General features: G+C 55.8%; 19 protein-coding genes. 11 read left to right on the top strand and 8 right to left on the bottom strand.

Annotated features, from left to right (window positions below; genetic code table 11):
* Positions 1 to 129: 129 nt before the first annotated feature.
* Positions 130 to 1,245, top strand: a complete 1,116-nt coding sequence (locus HMPREF0494_RS08490) for an MFS transporter (protein ID WP_225430200.1) — start codon at positions 130 to 132, stop codon at positions 1,243 to 1,245.
* Between the two features lie 15 nt (positions 1,246 to 1,260).
* Positions 1,261 to 1,392 carry a hypothetical protein gene (locus HMPREF0494_RS11740; protein WP_007124544.1) on the top strand — a complete coding sequence of 44 codons (132 nt, stop codon included), beginning with the start codon at positions 1,261 to 1,263 and terminating at the stop codon, positions 1,390 to 1,392.
* A gap of 76 nt (positions 1,393 to 1,468) precedes the next feature.
* On the opposite strand, the gene glsA is transcribed toward HMPREF0494_RS11740, so the two are convergent.
* Together glsA and HMPREF0494_RS08480 are read right to left on the bottom strand one after the other, a co-directional pair.
* Positions 1,469 to 2,389 (bottom strand): glutaminase A, encoded by a 921-nt coding sequence (glsA, locus tag HMPREF0494_RS08485; RefSeq protein WP_040458994.1) that lies wholly within the window; start codon positions 2,387 to 2,389, stop codon positions 1,469 to 1,471.
* Between the two features lie 71 nt (positions 2,390 to 2,460).
* Positions 2,461 to 3,297: a metallophosphoesterase gene (locus tag HMPREF0494_RS08480; RefSeq protein WP_040458993.1), complete on the bottom strand. Its 837-nt coding sequence runs from the start codon at positions 3,295 to 3,297 to the stop codon at positions 2,461 to 2,463.
* Between the two features lie 184 nt (positions 3,298 to 3,481).
* Here HMPREF0494_RS08480 and HMPREF0494_RS08475 point away from each other — a divergent pair, with 184 nt between their 5' ends.
* The 5 genes from HMPREF0494_RS08475 to HMPREF0494_RS08455 all read left to right on the top strand — a co-directional run bounded on the left by HMPREF0494_RS08475 (position 3,482) and on the right by HMPREF0494_RS08455 (position 12,751).
* The gene (locus tag HMPREF0494_RS08475; RefSeq protein ID WP_040458992.1) at positions 3,482 to 4,582 is read left to right on the top strand and encodes an AAA family ATPase; all 1,101 of its coding nucleotides are present in this window, start codon (positions 3,482 to 3,484) and stop codon (positions 4,580 to 4,582) included.
* 104 nt (positions 4,583 to 4,686) lie between these two features.
* Positions 4,687 to 6,540, top strand: a complete 1,854-nt coding sequence (locus HMPREF0494_RS08470) for a DUF6933 domain-containing protein (protein WP_007124540.1) — start codon at positions 4,687 to 4,689, stop codon at positions 6,538 to 6,540.
* Between the two features lie 188 nt (positions 6,541 to 6,728).
* Positions 6,729 to 7,028: a KxYKxGKxW signal peptide domain-containing protein gene (locus HMPREF0494_RS08465; RefSeq protein WP_007124539.1), complete on the top strand. Its 300-nt coding sequence runs from the start codon at positions 6,729 to 6,731 to the stop codon at positions 7,026 to 7,028.
* A gap of 130 nt (positions 7,029 to 7,158) precedes the next feature.
* A complete protein-coding gene (locus HMPREF0494_RS08460) occupies positions 7,159 to 9,795 on the top strand; it encodes a serine hydrolase (protein ID WP_007124538.1) in 2,637 nt (878 codons plus the stop codon).
* A 13-nt stretch (positions 9,796 to 9,808) separates the two neighbouring features.
* The gene (locus HMPREF0494_RS08455) at positions 9,809 to 12,751 is read left to right on the top strand and encodes a peptidoglycan amidohydrolase family protein (protein WP_040458991.1); all 2,943 of its coding nucleotides are present in this window, start codon (positions 9,809 to 9,811) and stop codon (positions 12,749 to 12,751) included.
* An 87-nt stretch (positions 12,752 to 12,838) separates the two neighbouring features.
* On the opposite strand, the gene HMPREF0494_RS08450 is transcribed toward HMPREF0494_RS08455, so the two are convergent.
* Entirely contained in the window at positions 12,839 to 13,675 is an 837-nt protein-coding gene (locus tag HMPREF0494_RS08450) for a DegV family protein (protein WP_007124536.1), read from the bottom strand.
* A gap of 147 nt (positions 13,676 to 13,822) precedes the next feature.
* Here HMPREF0494_RS08450 and HMPREF0494_RS08445 point away from each other — a divergent pair, with 147 nt between their 5' ends.
* Positions 13,823 to 14,308, top strand: a complete 486-nt coding sequence (locus tag HMPREF0494_RS08445; protein ID WP_003711362.1) for a DUF1836 domain-containing protein — start codon at positions 13,823 to 13,825, stop codon at positions 14,306 to 14,308.
* A gap of 186 nt (positions 14,309 to 14,494) precedes the next feature.
* Here HMPREF0494_RS08445 and HMPREF0494_RS08440 read toward each other — a convergent pair whose 3' ends face one another.
* Together HMPREF0494_RS08440 and HMPREF0494_RS08435 are read right to left on the bottom strand one after the other, a co-directional pair.
* On the bottom strand, positions 14,495 to 14,923 hold the full coding sequence (locus HMPREF0494_RS08440) for a hypothetical protein (RefSeq protein WP_007124535.1): 429 nt from the start codon (positions 14,921 to 14,923) through the stop codon (positions 14,495 to 14,497).
* Positions 14,924 to 14,934: 11 nt separating this feature from the next.
* Positions 14,935 to 15,903: a hypothetical protein gene (locus tag HMPREF0494_RS08435; RefSeq protein ID WP_040458990.1), complete on the bottom strand. Its 969-nt coding sequence runs from the start codon at positions 15,901 to 15,903 to the stop codon at positions 14,935 to 14,937.
* Positions 15,904 to 16,030: 127 nt separating this feature from the next.
* Here HMPREF0494_RS08435 and HMPREF0494_RS08430 point away from each other — a divergent pair, with 127 nt between their 5' ends.
* The gene (locus HMPREF0494_RS08430) at positions 16,031 to 17,050 is read left to right on the top strand and encodes an ABC transporter substrate-binding protein (RefSeq protein WP_040458989.1); all 1,020 of its coding nucleotides are present in this window, start codon (positions 16,031 to 16,033) and stop codon (positions 17,048 to 17,050) included.
* A 42-nt stretch (positions 17,051 to 17,092) separates the two neighbouring features.
* Here HMPREF0494_RS08430 and HMPREF0494_RS08425 read toward each other — a convergent pair whose 3' ends face one another.
* The 3 genes from HMPREF0494_RS08425 to HMPREF0494_RS08415 are packed head-to-tail and all read right to left on the bottom strand — an operon-like array spanning position 17,093 to position 19,315.
* A complete protein-coding gene (locus HMPREF0494_RS08425) occupies positions 17,093 to 17,890 on the bottom strand; it encodes an ABC transporter ATP-binding protein (RefSeq protein ID WP_007124532.1) in 798 nt (265 codons plus the stop codon).
* On the bottom strand, positions 17,887 to 18,882 hold the full coding sequence (locus tag HMPREF0494_RS08420; RefSeq protein WP_007124531.1) for a FecCD family ABC transporter permease: 996 nt from the start codon (positions 18,880 to 18,882) through the stop codon (positions 17,887 to 17,889). The genes HMPREF0494_RS08425 and HMPREF0494_RS08420 overlap by 4 nt, the downstream gene beginning before the upstream one ends.
* Positions 18,875 to 19,315, bottom strand: coding sequence for a flavodoxin domain-containing protein (locus tag HMPREF0494_RS08415; protein ID WP_040458988.1), 441 nt, complete (start codon positions 19,313 to 19,315; stop codon positions 18,875 to 18,877). Before HMPREF0494_RS08415 ends, HMPREF0494_RS08420 begins: the two co-directional genes overlap by 8 nt.
* A 131-nt stretch (positions 19,316 to 19,446) precedes the next feature.
* Here HMPREF0494_RS08415 and HMPREF0494_RS08410 point away from each other — a divergent pair, with 131 nt between their 5' ends.
* Together HMPREF0494_RS08410 and HMPREF0494_RS08405 are read left to right on the top strand one after the other, a co-directional pair.
* The gene (locus HMPREF0494_RS08410; RefSeq protein ID WP_003711384.1) at positions 19,447 to 19,848 is read left to right on the top strand and encodes a molybdenum cofactor biosynthesis protein MoaE; all 402 of its coding nucleotides are present in this window, start codon (positions 19,447 to 19,449) and stop codon (positions 19,846 to 19,848) included.
* On the top strand, positions 19,848 to 20,093 hold the full coding sequence (locus tag HMPREF0494_RS08405; protein ID WP_003711342.1) for a MoaD/ThiS family protein: 246 nt from the start codon (positions 19,848 to 19,850) through the stop codon (positions 20,091 to 20,093). The genes HMPREF0494_RS08410 and HMPREF0494_RS08405 overlap by 1 nt, the downstream gene beginning before the upstream one ends.
* Positions 20,094 to 20,106 lie beyond the last annotated feature (13 nt).

The raw sequence follows: 20,106 nt of genomic DNA, 5'->3' as shown, positions 1-20,106 counted from the left end.
GCCGTCCGTGTATAATGGGGAACTGGAAAATACCAGTTACAATGAGGTGGAGATTACAAATTGAATAACGTAGATAGACACGCAGTTGTTAAGCGCTGGGGGACGTTTGCGCTGCTGTACCTTGGTTACATGTTGCTGTTTGCCGACCGGACCGTCATGAACATTTCGCTGGCCTACGTCGGCAGGGACTTTCACGTGGGGGCGGCCGCGCTAGGGGCCACGGCCAGCGCCTTCTTCCTCGGCTACACGCTGATGCAGATTCCGGGCGGCTACCTGACCGACCGCTTTGGCAGCAAACGGCTGATTATCGTTTCCCTGCTGGCCTGGTCAGTGCTAACGATGGTGACCGGCTGGGCCTGGTCGCTGGCCGCTCTGGTGGCGATTCGTTTCCTCTTCGGCATTGCGGAGGGGCCGTACCCGGCTGCCGCACTGAAGCGGATCTCTGAAAACTATGGTAAGGACGAGAAGTCGCAGGCCACTTCGGCGCTGATTTCATCCAACTATGCCGGAGCGGCGGTCGCACCCCTGCTGATCGTGCCGATTATCGCCAGTGCCGGCTGGCGAAACGCCTTCGTTTGGCTTGGCGTGATCGGCCTGGTTGTGCTGGTCGCCTACTACCTGGTGGAGCGGCCGATCAAACAGGCGGCGACGAGCGGAGCCCAGCGGCCGAAAATCGAGTGGCGCAACATCGACTCGCGGGTCTGGGTGTTCGTGGTCATCGGCCTGGCGCTGAACATCATCACCAAGGGGCTGGAAACCTGGATGCCGGTCTACTTCCTGCAGGCGCGGGGGATTAACCTCAAGAACCTGACCTGGCTGGTGCCGCTGCCGGTGATTTCGGGTGGGATTGCCGCCCTGATTTCCGGCTTCGTGATGGTTCACTGGTTCAAGGGGCGGGAGCGCTGGATGATCAGCATTGCGTCCTTTTTGACCCTGGTCTTCATGTTCGGCCTGTTTAAGTCTTCGTCGCTGGTCGCGGTGGTCATTTTTGACGTGCTGATTTACTTTGTGAAGTCCCTGGCCTTTACCGGGATTTTCAGCTTTACCGCCCAGATTTTGAGCGAGCAGACCTATGGCTCGTCGATCGGGATTGTCAACTTTGGCGGCCAGCTCGGCGGCTTCATCGGGCCGCTTCTGATCGGCTGGCTCGTCCAGTTTGCCGGCTCCTACTCGGCGGCCTTCCTCGGCCTGGTTATCAGTGCCCTGGTTGCCGCGGTCGCCTGTTTGTTTATTCGGAAAAAATAGGCAGGAGGCATTATAATGGCAAACCCAACTGAGAAGGTCCCGGCAACCATTGAAGAGCTGTTCGAGAATTGGCATGGTAAATATCAGATGCCCACAGATTTAAAGGGATGGCAGTCTATGGGAGCCGTGGGAAAAGAATTGTGGTAGATTCCTAATTTAATCGCAACTAGAAAAAGCCATTGGTGGCGGTACGATCCATTTGCCAATGGCTTTTCAGCTATTCTTAATACTTAAAAATATCCAATTTCAGTTCCCTGCTAATCATTTCCAGCAGGGCGAGCCCGGCGACGCTATTGCCGACCGGGTTGAGGGCCGGACTGAAAATGCCGATCCCGCAGTGGCTCGGGGCTGCGGCAACGAGGCCGCCACCGACGCCGCTCTTCGTTGGCACGCCGATTTGGACCGAGTAAGTCCCCGATTCGGTGTACAGGCCGGTGGTCATCATCACTGACTTGGTGTAGGTTGCGGCCTGGCTTGAAATAAGCCGTTCACCATTCCACGGGGCCACCCCGTCGTTTGCCAGCACGGCCCCCAGGTTAGTGAGGCTTTCGCAGGTGACCATCATCGAGCACTGGCGGAAGTAGGTATCGAGGCTGGTCGTGACGTCGTTGCTGAGGCTTCCCCGGGCCTTGAGGTAGTAGGCTAGCGACCGGTTGCGATCCCCGGTGGCCAGCTCCGAACGGTAAATTTCATGGTCCAGCGTAATCCCCGGGTCGTTGCAGATTTTCCGGCTAAAGGCCAGAATCCGCTCGAATGGCGACTGGCCGTCCCGTTCTTCAATCAGTGAGGAGATCAGGATCGCTCCGCTGTTGACGAAGGGGTTGAGCGGACGGCTTTCTCCCGTGATTTCCATATTCAGGATGGTGTCAAAGGGGAAGCCGGTCTGCCGGGTCCCAACTTGGGAGCTGACTGCTTTTAGGCCCAGCTGGTCGATTGCGTAGAGCAGTGCGATCACCTTCGACACGCTTTCAATGGCGAAACGGACTTGGGACGCCCCGGCCTGTTCCTTGCGGTCGGTGGTGACGTCAAAGAGGCAGACCCCAAGCTGGTAGGGGTTAACGTTGGCCAGGGCCGGAATATAGGTTGCCACGTGCCCCTCGTCAATTTTGCCCCAGCATTCATGAATTGCGTTTTTCAGATCCATCAAAAACTCCCCCTGCATCAAATAATTACTGACTATATCATAGTCGAAAACGCCCCGGGTCGCAAAAGGGGCTAAAGTTCAATTACCCGGACCGTCCGCTCCCACTGGGCGGCGAAGGTGGGGGTCTGCCATTCGTCATGGCGCTTCTTATGGACCCCGACCGCCTGGTTAAAGTAGGTCAGGCCGTTGCGGGTCAGCGGGGGATGAACCCCGTGGACGTGCCCGTAGAAGACCGTTTTGACGTTGGGGTAGCTTTCCAGAAGCCGGCCCAGGCGGTTGCTGCCGAGCATGGCGTTAATCATCTGGTAGAAGCGTTCCATCCGGGCCGTTTTAATCCCCGCCGGCTTCGGTGCGAGTAGGTGCTGGCAGGGGACGAAGTGGGTGAGGAAGAGAACCCGCTTGTGGTCGCGCTGGGCCTGATCGAGCAGGACCCTGGTTTGCTGGAGGACCCGTTCCATTCGTGCCTGGTCGGTTTCGTGCTGGTCGATCGAGCCGTCGAGCCAGTAGACCTTCTTCCAGGCCTCCACGGCGGCCAGCTGCTGGTAGTAGAACGAGAAGGAGTAGTCATACCAGCCGTTGTTGCCAATCAGGCGCCAGTCGCTGCCGGGCAGGTCGACGGCGCGGTTGTGCAGATAGTGCGGGTCAGCGGCGTGTTCAGCCTGGTCGGCAGTCACGTGGTTGAGCAGGTCGTGGTTGCCCAGGATGTAGTAGATTTTGGTTTGCGGCACCCGGGCTTGCAAGCGGGCAAAGTAGTCGCGGGTCTTGAGGTAGTCGTTGAAGAGGTCCCCCGCAAAGAGGTAGTAGTCAACCGACCGTCGGCTTAGCCATTCAGCCTGTAAATCCAGGGCAGTGTTAACGGGCACCCGGTTGACGTCCAGGTGGTTGTCACTGCTAACGGCGATTTTCATCATTATTCACCTCCCAGAATAATCATGCCAAGCGGCGGGTAAAAGGTCAAGACACACGGCGGGAACAATTCGCTGGCTTTTTTATTCAGCAAAGATCTAAAGAGATATAAAACTTGCGGGAAGATATAAACAGATATAAAATGAAATGGTAAATATAAACGGATATAAAACGGAGGAGGGCCAAATGAATAATCCTTTTAACCCGAGTTTTGGGATGCAGCCAACCGTACTATTGGACCGTGAGCAGACCTTGGAAACCCTCGTTGGTGACATTAAAGCAATGAATACCCCTTACCGGACCACCCTGGTTTACGGGGTGCGAGGGGTCGGCAAAACGGTCTTTATGAACGCGGTTGGTAATCGTCTAGCGGAGGATCCGCACTGGCTAGCAATTCACCTCATCATTGGTGACAACATGGTGAGCCGGCTGACGGAACTGCTTTACCAGCAGGCGACGAGCAAGGTGCAAAAACTGTTTAACGGAATTGCTGGTGTCGACATTAACATTGCTGGAGTTGGGGTCAAGTTTGACCTCAGCAACGGGCAGACGTCGAACTACCAGTATTTATTGATGCAAATGCTGCAAATCCTCAAACGGGAGGGCCAGCACGTGTTGGTAATGATTGACGAGGCGCAGGATACACCGGGGATGGTGGAGCTGGCATCGGTTTACCAAGTGATGATTAGTCAGGGCCTGCCGATCAGCATTATCATGACCGGCCTCCCCAAGAACGTCCAGGAGCTGCAAAACAACCATGTTTTGACCTTCCTCCTGCGGAGCGGCCGCGTGGACCTGTCGCCGTTAAATTACTTTGACATCCGTGCCCAGTACCAGCGGGAGCTTAGCAAGCGGGATCCGCAGATTGCGCCCGCAACTGTCCGGCGGATTGCGTTGCTGGCCGATGGTTATGCCTATGCCTTTCAGCTGCTGGGCTTCCTGCTCTGGCGGGCACCGGACGAACACATAACCGAGCAAACGGTTGATGAGGTGCTGCCTGAATACCAGGCGCAGCTAAGCCGCAACGCGTATAGCAAGATGCTGGAAGAGCTGTCGACGGTCGACCAGCAGTTTGTCATTGCGATGGCGAAGGCGCCAGACTATCCGGTTTCTACGACCTACCTGGGTAGGGTGTTGGATAAAAAGCCTGGCTACATTGGGGTGTACCGGCGGCGGTTAATCGATAGTCAGATCATCGCCACGGCTGGCTTCGGCCAGGTTAAGTTTGCCCTCCCGCTATTTAAGGAATTCCTGCTCCAAGACGGGCAGTACCTGGTGGGGCTTTAGGGAAAATGGACACCAGCGTCGGCTTGCCGAAAGCGGCCCAATGCTTTATTCTGGTATAAACGAAAACGGTACCAGTACGATTAAATGAGGGGGAGCATCACTTTATGTATATTAACGTCACCGCTAAGGCTCAGTCGGTCTTTCGCAATTACCCACCGGTCAAGGATCCAGCGGCAGCTAAGGCCGCGGCCCTTGCCAACCCGCTGTATTCTTGGCACGCGACTTACTTTTCCGTCCAGCACCACCGGCAGGTTGCCTTCATTAATGATGCTGCGGACCTGCTGGTGGTCCTGCCAAACGTTTATGCGCATGACTACCCGCGCCTGCAGGAGCTCTTTGAGGAGCAGCTAGGCAACCAGCTCCACCGCTTGGGGTTGACGAACCAGCAGATTCGCCAGTACCTGAGGCAGGCGGGACCGTGGGAAATTAACCGGACGATCAACCGCGGGGTGGTCGGCAACCTGACCCAGGCAATCCGGGATAACAAGCCGCTGGTTGGCGGTCGGGACCGGCAAACACTGGCGAGCCTGGCGCAGCAGCTAAAGCGTGCGGTCACTGAAGACAATTCCCTGACCAAGACGGTGATCTTTACCGATTTGCCGGCATGGCAAGAGAGCACAGTGCCAGCCGCCCAGCCGGCAGGTACGGACCGCCGCCTGCAAAACGCGGCCAACCAGCTTCGCTACATTGAAGACCACCGCAGTAAAATTCCCGAAACGGATTACGAAAAAAACGTGGCGCGGATTGGTGAATTAAACCAGCTGTTAATTGATGCCTTCGTTACGGCCAACCCGGATGGGCTAAGCGCCAAGACCATGCACCGCCACCAGGAGCGGCTGGAATTCTTCCTCAACAGCATTGTTGCCTACCAGCTCGGGACCATCTATGGTTCGACCGCCACTGACCTGGAGACACCGCTGGCCCACGGGGCGACCTTTAACGAAATGCGCCAGGTGCGGACGGCCTTAAAGAAGTTCTTCCAGTACCTCCATGACCAGGGCCTGCTAAGCGCTGCGGAGCTGAAGGAAAATAAGGAGGCACTGACCTACCAGCTCATGGACCCGGAACTGGAGGAGAGCAGCATTCTGGACAATTTGGACTTTGCTAATTTCTTCAGGCCGGACCAGCTGAGCCTGCCCATTTTTGATGCGGACACGGAGCAGCTGCTTGCCAGTTACTGCGCGGCCTTTGCCAACCTTTACGGACTGATTTCCTGCGACCAGGCCTACCGGATGATCCTGAAGCAGAATCCCCAGTTGCCGGCTGGTCCCCACCGCTTGGCGGACTGGTTTGAGGCCCACCGTGGTGACCAGGATCCGGCCTTCATCATTGACGAGGTCGGCGGGGACGTGTCAATTATTCATCCGGCGATTTACCGTCAGGAATTGCAGCAAAACCTGCTGACTGACCAGCTGGGCCTGCCCTTTTATCTGCCGAATAAGGACCAGCTGCTGAAGTACCGGCTTTCTGGCTACCAGGAAGATGTCCTGGCGGTTCAGAAGTACCAGCAGAGCCTTGAACAAAACGCACACGTGCCGCGAGCGGATGCTTTGCAGTGGACCTCCCGGGTGCGCCGCCTGTTTAATCACCAGTTTATTCAGTCATTTGACGACAGCCAGGCGGCCTTGGAACGGGAGCTGACCGCTCAGGGCTATACCTGGACGAATCCGGCGGACCGGGAGCAGTGGCGGGCCGCACTGCGGGAGTTGGTCCCGGGCCTGCGCTTGTTTGTCCGCCGCGGCCTGACGATGGCCGAGCGCAACCAGCGAGCATCGGTAATTGATGAAGTCCAGCGGCACCAGCAATTAACCCCCGCGGTGACGGCAGAAATCAAGGCGGCCCGGGTCGATCCATTGGATATCGTTATTGGGACGGCCTTCCTCGATGACCTGACCGAGGAGCAAAAGAACGCCATCGTTGAGCAGCTGAGTGAGCTGGACATTCCAACGTTGGGCTAGGCAGACTTGAAACCATTAATTTAAATTAGAGGACCTGCAAAGCGGCCTCCCGAAGACGGTTAACGCCAACTTCGGGGGGCCGTTTTCAGTCGTTAACTGAAACAATCAGCAGATTAATGAAAACGGTGCCGCAAACCAAGCTCGTATAGTAGAATTGACGAGAAAGTTTAAAATTGGGGGATTATTAAATGACTAAAGAGCACAAAAAACTATATAAGAAGGGGAAATTGTGGTTAACCGCGACCATCCTGGCACTGGCGTGGGGAATCGCGGCTGGCAGCGACAGTGCTGCCGCCGATACGGGCGTTCAGCAATCGCTAGCGACTGCCGCTGTGGACCAGGCGCCTGCTGGGACGACCACTAGCAAACTAAGCACGTCTGCTACTGATCAGCCAACCGCCCCGGCCGTTAGTTATGACCACCAGGACCAGGGCAACTACGCAAACCTAGATAGTGTAAAGCTGAACAATCTGGGGGGTAGAAGTTAGCGGCTGGCACGCTACGAACGCCTCCCTTGACCGGCCTAACCACTGGCTGATTGCTTACGACCAGACGACCCGGACCGAGCTTAGCCGGGTTCAGGTTACCACACCCGTTAGCCGCCCGGATGTTGCCCGGGTGCACGATGTTTATAATGCCGGGCAGTCCGGCTTTCAAGGCCAGCTGACCCTGGGCGCTGACCCGATTGCCCGCGGCGATTCGATTTCTATTATCAGCCGGTTTAGTCGCGATGCGGCCGGCAACCAGGACTACGTTGATTACTGGTTCAGTCCCTTTGCGCTGGACCGGCAAAATGTTGCCTGGCTGGATCAGGTGACGCTGAGCGATGGCCAGTTAACGCTAACCGGCTGGCACGCCAGCAACCAGGCGGCCAACAAGGCCAACCATTACATCATTGTTCTCGACAGCAGCGACCATAACCGGGAACTTACGCGAATCAAGGTTGCGCCTTGTGTACGCCCAGACTTAGGGCGGGTCTACCCCGGGATTATGAACGCGGACCAGTCCGGATTCCGCACCCAAATTGCCTTGCCAAACGACGTGATTGCCCGCGGGGATACCCTGACGGTCATCAGCCGCTACTCCGGCAGTGCGGATGGCAATAGCGACTACCTTGACTACTGGTTCAGCCCGCTTGCTTTGGGACAGCAAAACGCCGCCAGCCTTGACGGGGTCAGTGTTGTTAAGGGCCAATTGCAGCTAAGTGGCTGGCACGCAACCAATGCGGCCGTTAGCCGGCCGTACCATTGGGTAATCGTGCTTGACCGGACGACTGGTCAAGAAGTCGGCCGGGTTAAGGTCAACGCGGCGGTCGCCCGGCCCGACGTTGCGAAGGTCTACCCGTTGGTCAGCAATGCGGGTCAGGCTGGATTTTCGGTCCAGCTCAGCACGGCGAACATGAATTTCAGCCACCAGCTGCAGGCGATTAGCCGGTATAGCGGCAGCGCGGATGGCAACAGCGACTACGTTGACTACTGGTTTAACCCGATTTGCGGCAACGAAACGAACCAGGGCTACCTGGATGGCTTTGACCTATCCGACGGGCACCAGCTGAAAGTGGTCGGCTGGCACGCCAATGATATTTCTCGCTTGGAAAACAATCACTTTCTAATCCTCTTTGATAACACCGCTCAGCGTCAGGTTGCCGTTACGACCGCGGTTACCGCCAACCGTCCGGACGTGGCGAGAAGCCTGCCGAACGTTGTGACGGCCGCCCGTGCTGGATTTACCGGGAGCTTTGACCTCGCGGCCGCTTCCCTGCCAGCGGGCCACAGCTATTCAGTGGTGAGCCGCTACTCCACCAGCAGTGCCGGAAATGGTGGCGGCGGTCAATATACCGACTACTGGTTTGCACCGGTGACGCTCGACCAGCGGGCTTCCTGGCTGGATAATATTAAGATGACCAGGGACGGCCTCCACGTCGCCGGGTGGATGGTCGACGCAAAACACAGTGACCGGCAATACGCCTACGCGATCGTAATGAACGATGGCAAGGAGGTGGCCAGAAAACAGCTGACCCTCCGCGTGCGGCCCGATATTCAAAAACTCTACTGGACGACCTTCGGGAGCCTGTACAGCGGCTTTGACGACGTGGTTAATTTGGACCCCGCAATGGTGACCGGCAACCTGCAAGTGATCCTGCGCTTTACCGACGATCAAGCTGGCAACGGGAACGCCAGTGACCAGTGGAGCCAGGGCTACGCTGCTAACGTCGGCAACTTTGATACGATCAATGTCAATGGGAGCGGGATGTACGTTAGCGGCTGGCACGCTGCTAACACGTCCGTAAACCAAAAGTACCAGTACCTCATCTTCCTCGATGCCCAAAGCGGGCAGGAATTGTACCGGGTTAGTGTTCCCGATGCAAGCCGGGAGCGGGCTGACGTTGGTCGGGCTTTTCCGGCGATTTACAATAGCGACCACTCTGGTTTCCAGATCGGGTTCACAATCCCTGACCAGATGCAGCACCATGTCGTCCGGATTATTCACCGCTACAGCACCGATGCGGCCGGCAACCAGCAGTATACCGACTACTGGTCGGGACCAGTGGATGTCAACAGTTACGCCCAGCGGTTAGTTGCGGCTTGGAGCCAAATTATCAATAACTTTGGGGCCCCGGTCGATATCGCCATTCAGCTGCCGTCCACGGGTCAGGTGATCTCGTGGACTAACGCACCGGGACACCAATTCATTACGGCCAGCTCGGTTAAGGTCAGCATTTTGTCGCTCCTGATGCACAATACCGGCGGCAACCTCAACGGCTACCAGCAGGACCTGGCGCAACGGATGATTCGTTATAGCGACAACAATGCCACCTCAACGATTACCGCTAATTACCTCGGCGGTAACGGCGGGATTAACGCTATCTTCCGTGCGTTGGGGATGAACTCTTCCTACACCGGTGAGCATTGGGGCTGGACGGTAACGACGGCCGCCGACCAGTTGAAAGTACTCAACGAAATTTTCTTAAAGCCGCACTCAGACTACCTGAACGACGGTTCCCGCAACTACATTAAGTACCTGATGAATACCGTTTCACCGGCTCAGAATTGGGGAATCTCTGCTGGCAGCAGCAACTTCTACATTAAGGACGGCTGGAACTATATCGACAACCCGTATGCCTGGAATGTCAGCAGCATTGGCTACATTCCGGACAAGTACACGATTGCGATTTACACGGAAGGCAAGCCACTGGCAAACGCGCGGGTGGTAATTGAACAGCTGGCCCGGGTAACCCGGTCGATCGTTGGTTAAGGGGGAGAATAAAATGAAAGAACATAAAAAGATGTATAAGCGGGGGAAGCTCTGGGTCGCGGCAACGCTCTTTGCCCTCGCGCTCGGAATTCAAATTGGGAGCAGCACAACGGCCTCTGCTGACACGGTAACGTCGGCCCAGCAGGTGATCACGCAGACTAGCGTGGCTGCCCAGCCTGCCCCACAAACTGTAAATAGCAGTTATAATAAAGCGGATCAGGGCAACTACGCGGCCCTGGATTCGGTTCAGTTAACCCAGCAGGGCCAGCTGAACGTCAGCGGCTGGCACGCGACCAATGCGGCAGTGAACCGGCCGAACCACTGGCTGATTGCCTATGACCAGACAGCCCAGCGGGAACTCAGCCGGGTTCAAGTACAGGCCCCCGTTGCCCGCCCGGATGTGGCCCGGGTCCACGATGTATACGGAGCAGCTAACGCGGGCTTTCAGGCCCAGTTGGCACTGACCCCGACCGCGATTGCGCATGGTGACGCCATCCAAGTGGTGAGCCGCTATACCGATGATCCGGCGGGTAACGGCAACCCGGTCGACTACTGGTTTGCGCCCGTTAAAATCGATTCAAGCAACGTGGCGCACTTGGATCAGGTTCAGCTGAGTGCTAACCAGCTGACCATTACCGGCTGGCACACAACCAACCTGGCGGCGGATAAGCCCAATCATTACCTCATCGTGCTGGATTCCAGCGACCACAACCGTGAATTGGGGCGGATTAAGGTCGATAACGTTGCCCGCCCCGACGTTGCGCGGGCCTTTCCAGGAATCGTTAATGCGGGGAATTCCGGCTTTGCCGATCGGTTGACGTTAACGGCCGGGGTGGTGAGCCGCGGTGCCGAGTTAACCATCATCAGCCGCTATACCTCATCGGCGGACGGCAACAGCGACTACGTTGACTACTGGTTTCCGCCAGTCCGCCTAGGACAGGAGAACGTTGCGAACCTTGATAACATCAGCGTGGTCGATGGCCAGCTGGTGGCCAGCGGCTGGCACGCCGCTAATCAGGCTAGTGGCCGCGGGCACCACTACTTAATTCTGCTTGACCAGACCGCAAATAATCGGGAGCTTGGGCGAATTGAAGTCACCAACCTCGCCCGTCCTGACGTTGCCCTCGCGTTTCCCCTGATTAACAACGCGGCAAACGCGGGTTTTCGGGCCGGCTTTCAGGCCAACCGGCTCAATTTTAACCATCAGCTGCAGTTGATTAGCCGTTACAGCGGCAGTGCGGACGGCAACAGTGACTACGTTGATTACTGGTTCCCGCCGTTTGCCGGCCCCACGGAAAATCTGGCGCACCTGGATGGCTTTGACTGGTCCAACGGTCACCAGCTCAAGGTGACCGGCTGGCACGCCAATGATATTACCCGCTTTGAAAGCAACCACTACCTGATCCTGTTTGATAATACGGCTGGCCGCCAGGTGGCCGTAACGATGAGCCAGCCGGTCGCACGGCCCGACGTTGCCCGGGCCTTTCCGGCAATTGCAACGGCGGCCCGGTCTGGCTTTAGCGGTAGTTTTGACTTGACAAACTGGCACCTGGACCCCCAGCACCAGTATTCAGTAGTCAGCCGCTATTCAACGTCGGCTGACCCGAACGGCAACGGCGGGGACGGCCAGTACACCGATGAGTGGCTCAGCTTGCCGCTAGCAAATCGACGCAGTTTTTACTTTGACCAGCTTCAGATGACAGCTGCGGGCCTGCGGCTTGCTGGCTGGGCCGTTGATAGCAGCGCACCGGCAAGACCATATGCCTACGTGATCGTGCTCAGCGATGGTCATGAGATTGGCCGGAGTCAGCTGACCTTAACGGCCCGGCCTGATATTGCCCGCCTTTACCCGCAGACCTTTAACAGCCTGAATAGTGGCTTCAACACCGTTGTCCGCTTTGACCCGGCCAAGGTCGGCCAGCAAATGCAGGTGCTAGTCCGCTTTACCGATGACCCGGCGGGGAACGGCAACGCTTCTGACCAAGCCAGTCCGATTTATTCAAACAGTGCCGGCTACCTTGATCAGCTGGTTGTTACACCGACTACATTGCAGCTTGCTGGTTGGCACATTAGTGACCAAACCGCCGGCAAACCCTACCAGTACCTGATTGCGCTTGGGCAAAACGGGAGTGAGCTGAAGCGCTGGCGGCTGACCGACTTGGCTGCGCGCCCTGACGTCACAGTCAGCTTCCCGGCAATCCTGGGAAATGACCAGTCCGGTTTTGCCGCGTCGTTTGCGATTCCGGCTAATATGTATGGGCAAACGATCCAGCTGATCCATCGTTACAGCGATGACCAGGGCGGAAATGGTCACTATACCGACTGGTACGCCGCCCCGTTCTATATTCCAGCGGCGGTGGCCGACCCACGGGGGATTCAGCGCTTTGCGGGAAACACCTACTACTTTGACCCGACAACCCGCCAGCCAGTGACAAACCGGTGGGTAGATGGGGTCTACTTTGGTGCGGATGGCCGGATGACCAACGGCCAGTTCTCAGCCCGAATCATCAACTGGTTTGTGGAGCACGAAGGAAAGCTAACCTATTCCCAGCGTGGCGCCCGCAACGGCAGTGACGGGACCGCGGATTGTTCCGGTTCAATGACGGCCGCCCTGCAAGCGGCGGGGGCGACGGCACCCGCGTACGTCTACGCCACGAGCAACATTACGCCGTACCTGTTGCAGAACGGCTACCGGCTGATTTATCAGGGTGATAATGAGTACATCCCCCAGTATGGTGATATTGTCATCTGGGGACACATCAATAATCCATGGGAAAGCCGCCACATCGTGATTGCCAGTGGTTCGTCTGATAACCAGCGGGCGATTTCAGTCTGCTGGCTGACCCAGGGCCAACCGGGTACCGCGGTTCAAGAAGTCGGCTATGATTGGTATTGGAACAGCCACGGGCGAAAGTACCAGTACGTCTTTCGGCTGGCTGACCAGGGCCGGAATTAACCGCCTTACTGGTCCGTGACGGTTACCAATGAAACGAGGTCCAGAGTTCATCGTTTGAGCTCTGGACCTCGTTTGCGTATTACCGGACTATTTTTCAAAGCCGATCATTAAACCGCCGTTTTCCGCGTAGTAGGAACACAGGGCCCCGCAGGCTGTGATGTTAATGATGGCGTTGGGGTAGCGGGCGCTAATCGCACTCGCCAAGCGCGCCGCTTTTTCCCGGCAGTCAACGTGGTCAATGAAGACCCGGCCGCCGATGTAGCCCTGCTTTTCCATGACCATAACGATCTTTTGCAGCATTCGTTTGCCGCCCCGCAGTTTGCCGAGTAGCTTAAATGCCCCCACATCACTGGCGGTGCCGTAGACATAGAGGTTGAGCAGGTGGGTCAGCTTGGCAATTGCCGGACTCACCCGGCCGTTATTGGCGAGGTTGTCGAGTTCCGCGAGGACGAAGAGCAGGTCGGTCTGCTGGATCTGCTGGTTCATGAGCTGGATAATTTCGTCAAAGGGGTACCGGTGGTTGATGAGGGTTGCCAGCTGGGAAGCGAGCAGCCTGACCTGGGGACCGGCCGACTTGGTGTCGAAGACGTGAATCTTGGTTTCCGGGTGGTCCGCCAGGTATAACTTTGCGGCCTGCACGGCGGAGTTGTAGCTGCCGGACAGGGCACTGGTAATGGTCAGGACGTATACCTGGTCTGCGCCGGCAAAGGACTGGAGCCAAGCCCCTACACTTGGGCAGGCTGAGGAAGTGGCTGTCTTGGTGTTTTTAAGCGCTTGCTGGAAGTTGGTCAGGTCTAATTGGGGGTCGTCTGACCATGACTGGCCGTTGACGATTAGGGTCAGGGGAACGCTGCGGTGCGGAACTCCGCCAATCAGCGGTTCAAACGAATTGGCACCAGAGTCCGTAATAATTTTAACTATCATCTTGTTGATCTCCCATTGGTAATTATTTTTAACAGCATAGCCATTTTAACAAAACTTGTCAACGGTTTTTGAAAAACTTATCGTTAAGCGCGCTGTTGACACCGAAACTGGCGAATCGGTAAAATGGGACCCAGGAGGAATAGCCGAATGAGTGCAGACGAAGTCAATGAAAAATTTAACCTGCCGCCGTACCAGGAGCTGCCAGACATGGGGCTCTACTTGAACCAGGTCGTGACCTACCTGCAAAAATGCGTGGCGCCCTTTCCGAGCGTCAAGGTCACCAGCTCGATGGTTAGCAATTACGTTAAGCACCAGTTGGTGACCCGGCCGCAGAAGAAACTGTACCGGCGCGAGCAGATTGCCCAGCTGCTGTTTATTGTGGTCGCGAAAAACGTTCTGGAGCAGAGCAACTTGTACAAGGCAATTCAAATCCAGCGCGAAAGCTACCAGACCAGGGTGGCCTATAATTACTTTGCTGAGGAGCTGGGCAACGTTTCCCGGTACGTCTTTGGCCAGCAGGACCAGTTAGAACGGGTGGGGCATGAGCAGACCAAGCAAAAGCAAATGCTGCGCAACGTGATTATGGCCTTTGCTTATCGGGAATACCTTTACCAGTTCTTTGAAGGGCAGTAAGCGATGGGGGCAGCTAATTGTTTACCGGAGGGCGCTGTTAATTAAAAATAGGCGAGTTTGGGAAGAAACTATGGAACGCCTTAATATGAAGAGCCGGACGATGGATCAATTGTAGATTCACCGTCCGGCTTTGCTAGTTAGGCCAGATATTTTTTAAGCAGTTTTTGTTCATTGTGGAAGCCGGTTTCAAGGCCGAAAGCGTTCAGCGATGTGCTCGTCAAAATAGCCCAGGTGGTTAACCTCTAACGTTTTGAGGTAGGCCACTAGTTCGACCGCGCCGCTGGGACTTAATTCGTTGACCGCGTTTAATCCCATCCCCGTCGGTACGGTTTCACTCATTGCGGTTACCTGCCGGTCAGCAGTGACCGTTGCCTGGGAACAAGAAATGGCCCAACGGCCGCCAACGTTGGGAGCAAAAACGAAGAAGAGGCTGAAGTCGCTTGCAAGGTAGGCCGGCAGCGCCCAAGCCACGTCATCTAACCGCTGGGGGTACAGGTCGCCTTGGATAGCAAAGCGGTCAATATTGAGTTCGGTCGGCGCAGTTGTCAGCATGAACATGGTATTTTCAAATTCCTTCATTCCCAGTTTCATTTCGGGGCGGATTTCAGGATGCATTTTTCATTCTCCTAACTAAAGTGTTCGCGGTAGTATTGGTACTTTTGACGAATGTCTTTGACCGGGGCGTCTAGGACGTGCTCGTGGCCTTGGTCATCGACTAGGAAGTGCTGGTCTACGAGCTGCCCAAACTTGATCCGGAGGAGGGGAGCATGCCTAAACAGTTCGTCGAGGTTGGTCGTCATAATGTCGACGTGGTCCAGGTAGTTGGGAACAACCAGGTGGGTGAAGTCGGTAAAGCAATCCGCAAGGACGTCGGCATAGGCGTGGTCGACGTATTTCAGCTCATTGGTTTCAAGCTGGTTGTAATATTCCCGGCTGGTCAATCCGCGCCGGTTTTTAATGTTATGCTGCTCATCGTACTGGTGGGTCAGGTAGGCATCCCAGTCCCGGTAGGCATAGACGGTCAGTCGGGCGACCAGTTGACGGCCCTCCTTATTGACGTTTTGGGGAACCATGGCCCCCGCCTGATCGATTAGGTAGGGGCGGACCAGGTGCTGAGCAATCAGGTAGTAGAAGGTATGCGGCCGTAATTCCCGGTCGTGGCCATCTTCGTACAGCTTTCCACTCCCGACCAGGGGCGGCAGTTTGCTGAGGCTCAGTCGGGTCTGGTTGACGGCGTAAATAATGTCTTCGATTTCCTGGTCAATGATAGGACGCTGGCTGATTGCCTGGAGCAGTCGGGTATAGAGACGGGTCAAGTTACCCAATTCATTTTTTTGATTGGGATAGACCCCGCCCTGGGATTGGTACTTACGAGTTTCCCGTTCTAATTGGCGCTCAAGTTCGATAGTCAGCCGCTCTACTTGGACCGGCAGTACAGGGTGGTCAACGCCTTGCCGGGCGATCGTTTGGACAGCCTCCCGGATGACCGGCCGCATTTCAACGAAGTCGGGGAAATCAAAAACGTTTTGAAAAGCCTGCTCCCGTTTGAGGCGGTGGTAGGCTGCTTCCTTAAAGTCATACTGGTGTGGTTTCATGATCGTCCTCCATTCTAGTCCCATTATAAAAAAGACCGGCGGCAAATAGAATTAGGGATATTGATGAAAACCCTGATTATCTTTTAACGCGCAAAATAGTATGATGAAGAAGAAGGAGTTGAATGTGATGAAAAAAAGATGCTGGGGGGTCCTGCTAGCAGCGCTCGCCCTTTTGCTGGCTAGTCCCGCTGTCAAGGCAAGTTCGACCCGGACGGTTAAGGATATGGACGGGCAGACGGTTCGTATTCCACGCCATGTCCGACGGCTGGCTGACCTGTGGCACGCTAATAACCAGGTCGTTTTGCTATTAGACGGGCAAAAAAAGCTGGTGGCCACAACCCCATTAATTAAGAAACAATCCTGGTTTACAACCGTTGACCCGGGGATCAAAAAGGTGACGGCGCCCTTTGCTGGTAACCAGATTCAAGTTGAGGAACTGCTAAAGACGAAGCCGGATGTGGTAATCGCCGCGGATCCGGCCCAGGTTAAAACGGCCCGACAGGCTAAACTGCCAACCGTGAACGCAATGTACACTGATTTTGCCGGTCTGAAACGGTCCGTAACCCTAACGGCCACGATTCTTGGCGGCCGGGCACCCCAACTTGCTCGACAGTATAACCAGGAACTAGATAGCAACATCAAGCTGGTCAACCGCCGTTTAGAAGGGATCCAGCAGCGCCCAACGGTGGTTCACTTTGTCAATTCTGCTGACTTGACAAAGGTTGATGGCCGACACACAATCGTTGACCAGTGGATTAAGATCGCGGGCGGGCAGAACGCGATCACCAGGCGGGGCAACCAGGTTACCGTGACGGCGGAAGAACTAGTCAAGGCTAATCCGGACGTGATCATTGTTGGCAGCAGCTCTAACCAGGCGGCCCGGCGTGCTTTAAAGAGGGACCCGCAGCTCCGTCACCTAACGGCGGTTAAGCAAGGCCAGGTTTATGGGAATCCTCAAGGTACGTTCCCTTGGGATCGTTACAGTGCAGAAGAAGCACTGCAGGTGTTGTGGGCGGCGCAGAAGCTGCACCCGGCCCAGATGAAGGGAATGGACATGATTAAGCAGACACAGGACTTCTACGCCCGCTATTACCACTATCAATTATCGAAACACCAAGCTCAACAGATTTTAGCGGGCGAAAATTAAGTCCTAATTAAAGCACGAATTAAGAATCCTTCACCGGTTTTCCTAATCCGTGCTTTTGTTTGTTGATAAGGCCAGCTGGCAGGTATAGCGACCCAGCTGCGGCAGGTAGACAACGCTAAGTGGGGTCTGATAAACAGCTGTCAATTTTTCCTGGGTCAGCAGGGCATCCTGACTGCCGACGACAACCTGCTGGTCATTCGTGAAGAGGCCGACTTGCCCGCCAAGCATAAAGGCGTGATCTGGGAGGTGGGTGGTAAGGATAATTGCCATCCCCTTGGCCGCTATTTTTTTGAAGAGGGTAATCAGCTCCGCCTGCCGGCCAAGGTCGAGGGCCGCCATTGGTTCGTCTAGAACCAGAACCCGAGGTTGCTGCACAAGTCCGTGAATGATGGCAATTAGTTGTTGTTGCCCACCAGATAAGCTGGCAAAAGGGATCGTGGCCAGGTCAGCCAGTCGGAAACGCTGGAGATAGTGCTGGACGAGGGCTATCTCCGTGGGACCAGGGGTTTGAAAGGGCCTGAGGTAGGCGGCCCGCGCAGTTAAGAGGTAGTCCTGGACGGACAGTGTGGATGCGGCATGGTAATCCTGAGGAACGTAGGCCAGGTGGTGGGCGATCTCCCGGCGGCTTAACCGGTCGAGGGGTGTTGAAGCGAGGGTGATATTCCCGCTAGCAGGGGGGACTAAGCCGAGCAGGCAACGCAATAGGGTTGATTTTCCCACTCCATTCGGGCCAAGCAGGGTTAAAATTTCGCCGGCCCGAATGTTAAACGAAACACGCTTAAAGATGGGGACTTGACCCGGATAGGCAAAACTAAGTTGGTTAACACTGAGCAGGTTCATGGATACTGGGCCTTCTTTCTGACGAGGAGGTAAATAAACAGGGGAGCACCGATAAAACCGGTGAGGATGCTAAGGGGAATTTCCCCAGCAGAGATGGTTCGGGCTAGGGTATCGATAAGGAGTAAGAAGAGGGCTCCCACCAGTGCAGAAAGGGGCAGGGCATACCGGTCGTCAGTGCCAACGAGCCGCCGGGCCATATGGGGAATGACCAGACCAACCCAGCCGATATTGCCGCTGAGACAGACAGTTGCCGCCGTGAGCAGGGTACCCGCAACGATAATCAGCAGGCGCTCCAGCCGGACGTTGAGTCCCGTGCTGGTCGCCAGGTGGTCGCCGAGCGAGAGGACGGTCAGGTGCCAGCGGAGCAAGCCAAAGGTAATACCCCCAATCAGTAGCGCTGGCAGAGTGGCCGCAATGCTGGGCAGGTCAACCTTGGCAAGGCTGCCGAGCTGCCAGTAGACGATGCTTTGCAACTGGGAGTCGGGGTCGGCAATGTATTTTAACAGCCCGAGGATGGCCTGCATGAAGCCGGAGATGACGATTCCAGAAAGCACCAGGATCAGCATTCCCTGCTGCCCCAGGATCCGGGCGACAAACAGGGTGAGGACGACGGCGATAATACCGCCGGCAAAAGCCCCCAGTTGAGTCGGCCAGATCCCACCGCCGGCCAGGATGGCGATTGCTGCACCGACTGCCGCCCCGTAAGAGACCCCGAGGATATCTGGGGAGACGAGCGGATTTTGAAAGACACTTTGAAAGGCACTCCCAGCCGCTGCTAGGCCGGCCCCGATTAGCAAAGCGCCGAAGATTCGGGGCAGCCGGATCGTGTAGAGAATATTGGTAATCGCCGGGTTGCGGGACGGTTGGGTCAAACCGGTCCAGATTTCAACCGGGCTAAGGCTGATCCGCCCACACCCGAGGGCAATTACCGCTAGGAGGGGGACCAGGATTATGGTGCTGAGTAAAATTAACCGTGGTGAACGCTTAGCCATGCTCGGGCTCCTTCCTTGCTCGCTTGAGTTGGGCGACCGCCTGCCGAGCTCCACTGGTAGTTTCTTCATAGTCAACTCTGATGGGTGCTCCCAGCCGCCGGGCCCCCTGGTCATGCAGGGCCCGGTCAAAAATTAAGACGGCTCGGGCAAAAGCGGCGTGACCATAATCCAGGTCGCCGGCTCCGACCACCAAGTAGGATAAGTGCGGGAGGGGCATTCCCTGGACCTGGTGGAAAAATTGTTCTTCCAGCGGTGTTAAGTAACCGTCGCCATACGTGCACGGACAGAGAACCAGACGGTTGCAGTTAGCCAAGGCGGCAGCACTGGTTTCAGCTAGTCCGCATCGGGTCATTTGCGGGCAGTGCTCAGCAATTAGTTGGCTGAGTTCAAGGTTATGTCCAAACAGGGTTGAGTATAATATTAATTCCCGCATATTCGTCTTCATCCTTTCGTTACTTATTGTAGTATAGCACCGGGAATCCGGGACGATTATTAGGGAATTAACCGATTCTAAGTTGCCCGTTTTTTTGGCATAATGGGAGTGTTGAAAGCGGGTGATTGAGTTTGTACTATTTACGGATCAGCGATGCGCCGATTGAGGTCGCGCCCTTGTACCAAAAACTGGTCGATCCCCAGTTTGGCGGCATTGATATGTTCGTTGGTACGATTCGCCAATGGACGGGCAGTATTGAAACAAAGCGAATTGACTACACTGCCTACCATGGGATGGCGGAACGGCAATTAGAAAAGATTGCCCAGCCGATTGAAGCGCAGGGGGGCCGGGTCGTGGTTGTCCACCGGACTGGTCAGTTAGCACTGACTGACATCGCCGTCTTTGTCGGGGTGGCCGCCCCACACCGCGCGGAGGCGTTTAAATGGTGCCAGTACGTGATTGATACTTTAAAGCAGACGGTACCAATTTGGAAAAAGGAGTACGATACTGATAAGGTAAGGTGGGGAAACTGATGGAAATAACGGTTAAATTATTCGCATTTCTCCAGGATCGGTTAGGACCGACCGTGACGGTCAGGGTGTCCTCACCAGTGAAGGTGGCTGACCTCTTTGATCAAGTGGCCAAGCAGGACCCGACGCTTGGGCCGACCCTGAATAACTCGCGACTGGCGGTTAACCAGGAATTTGTGGATGCGGCGACGGTAACGTTGACGCCCACAGATGAAGTTGCAATTATTCCGCCGGTTAGTGGCGGCTAACCACTAACCGTTT

This window comes from Limosilactobacillus antri DSM 16041, from assembly GCF_000160835.1.
Taxonomy (GTDB): domain Bacteria; phylum Bacillota; class Bacilli; order Lactobacillales; family Lactobacillaceae; genus Limosilactobacillus; species Limosilactobacillus antri.
This window is presented reverse-complemented; position numbering and strand designations above follow the sequence as displayed.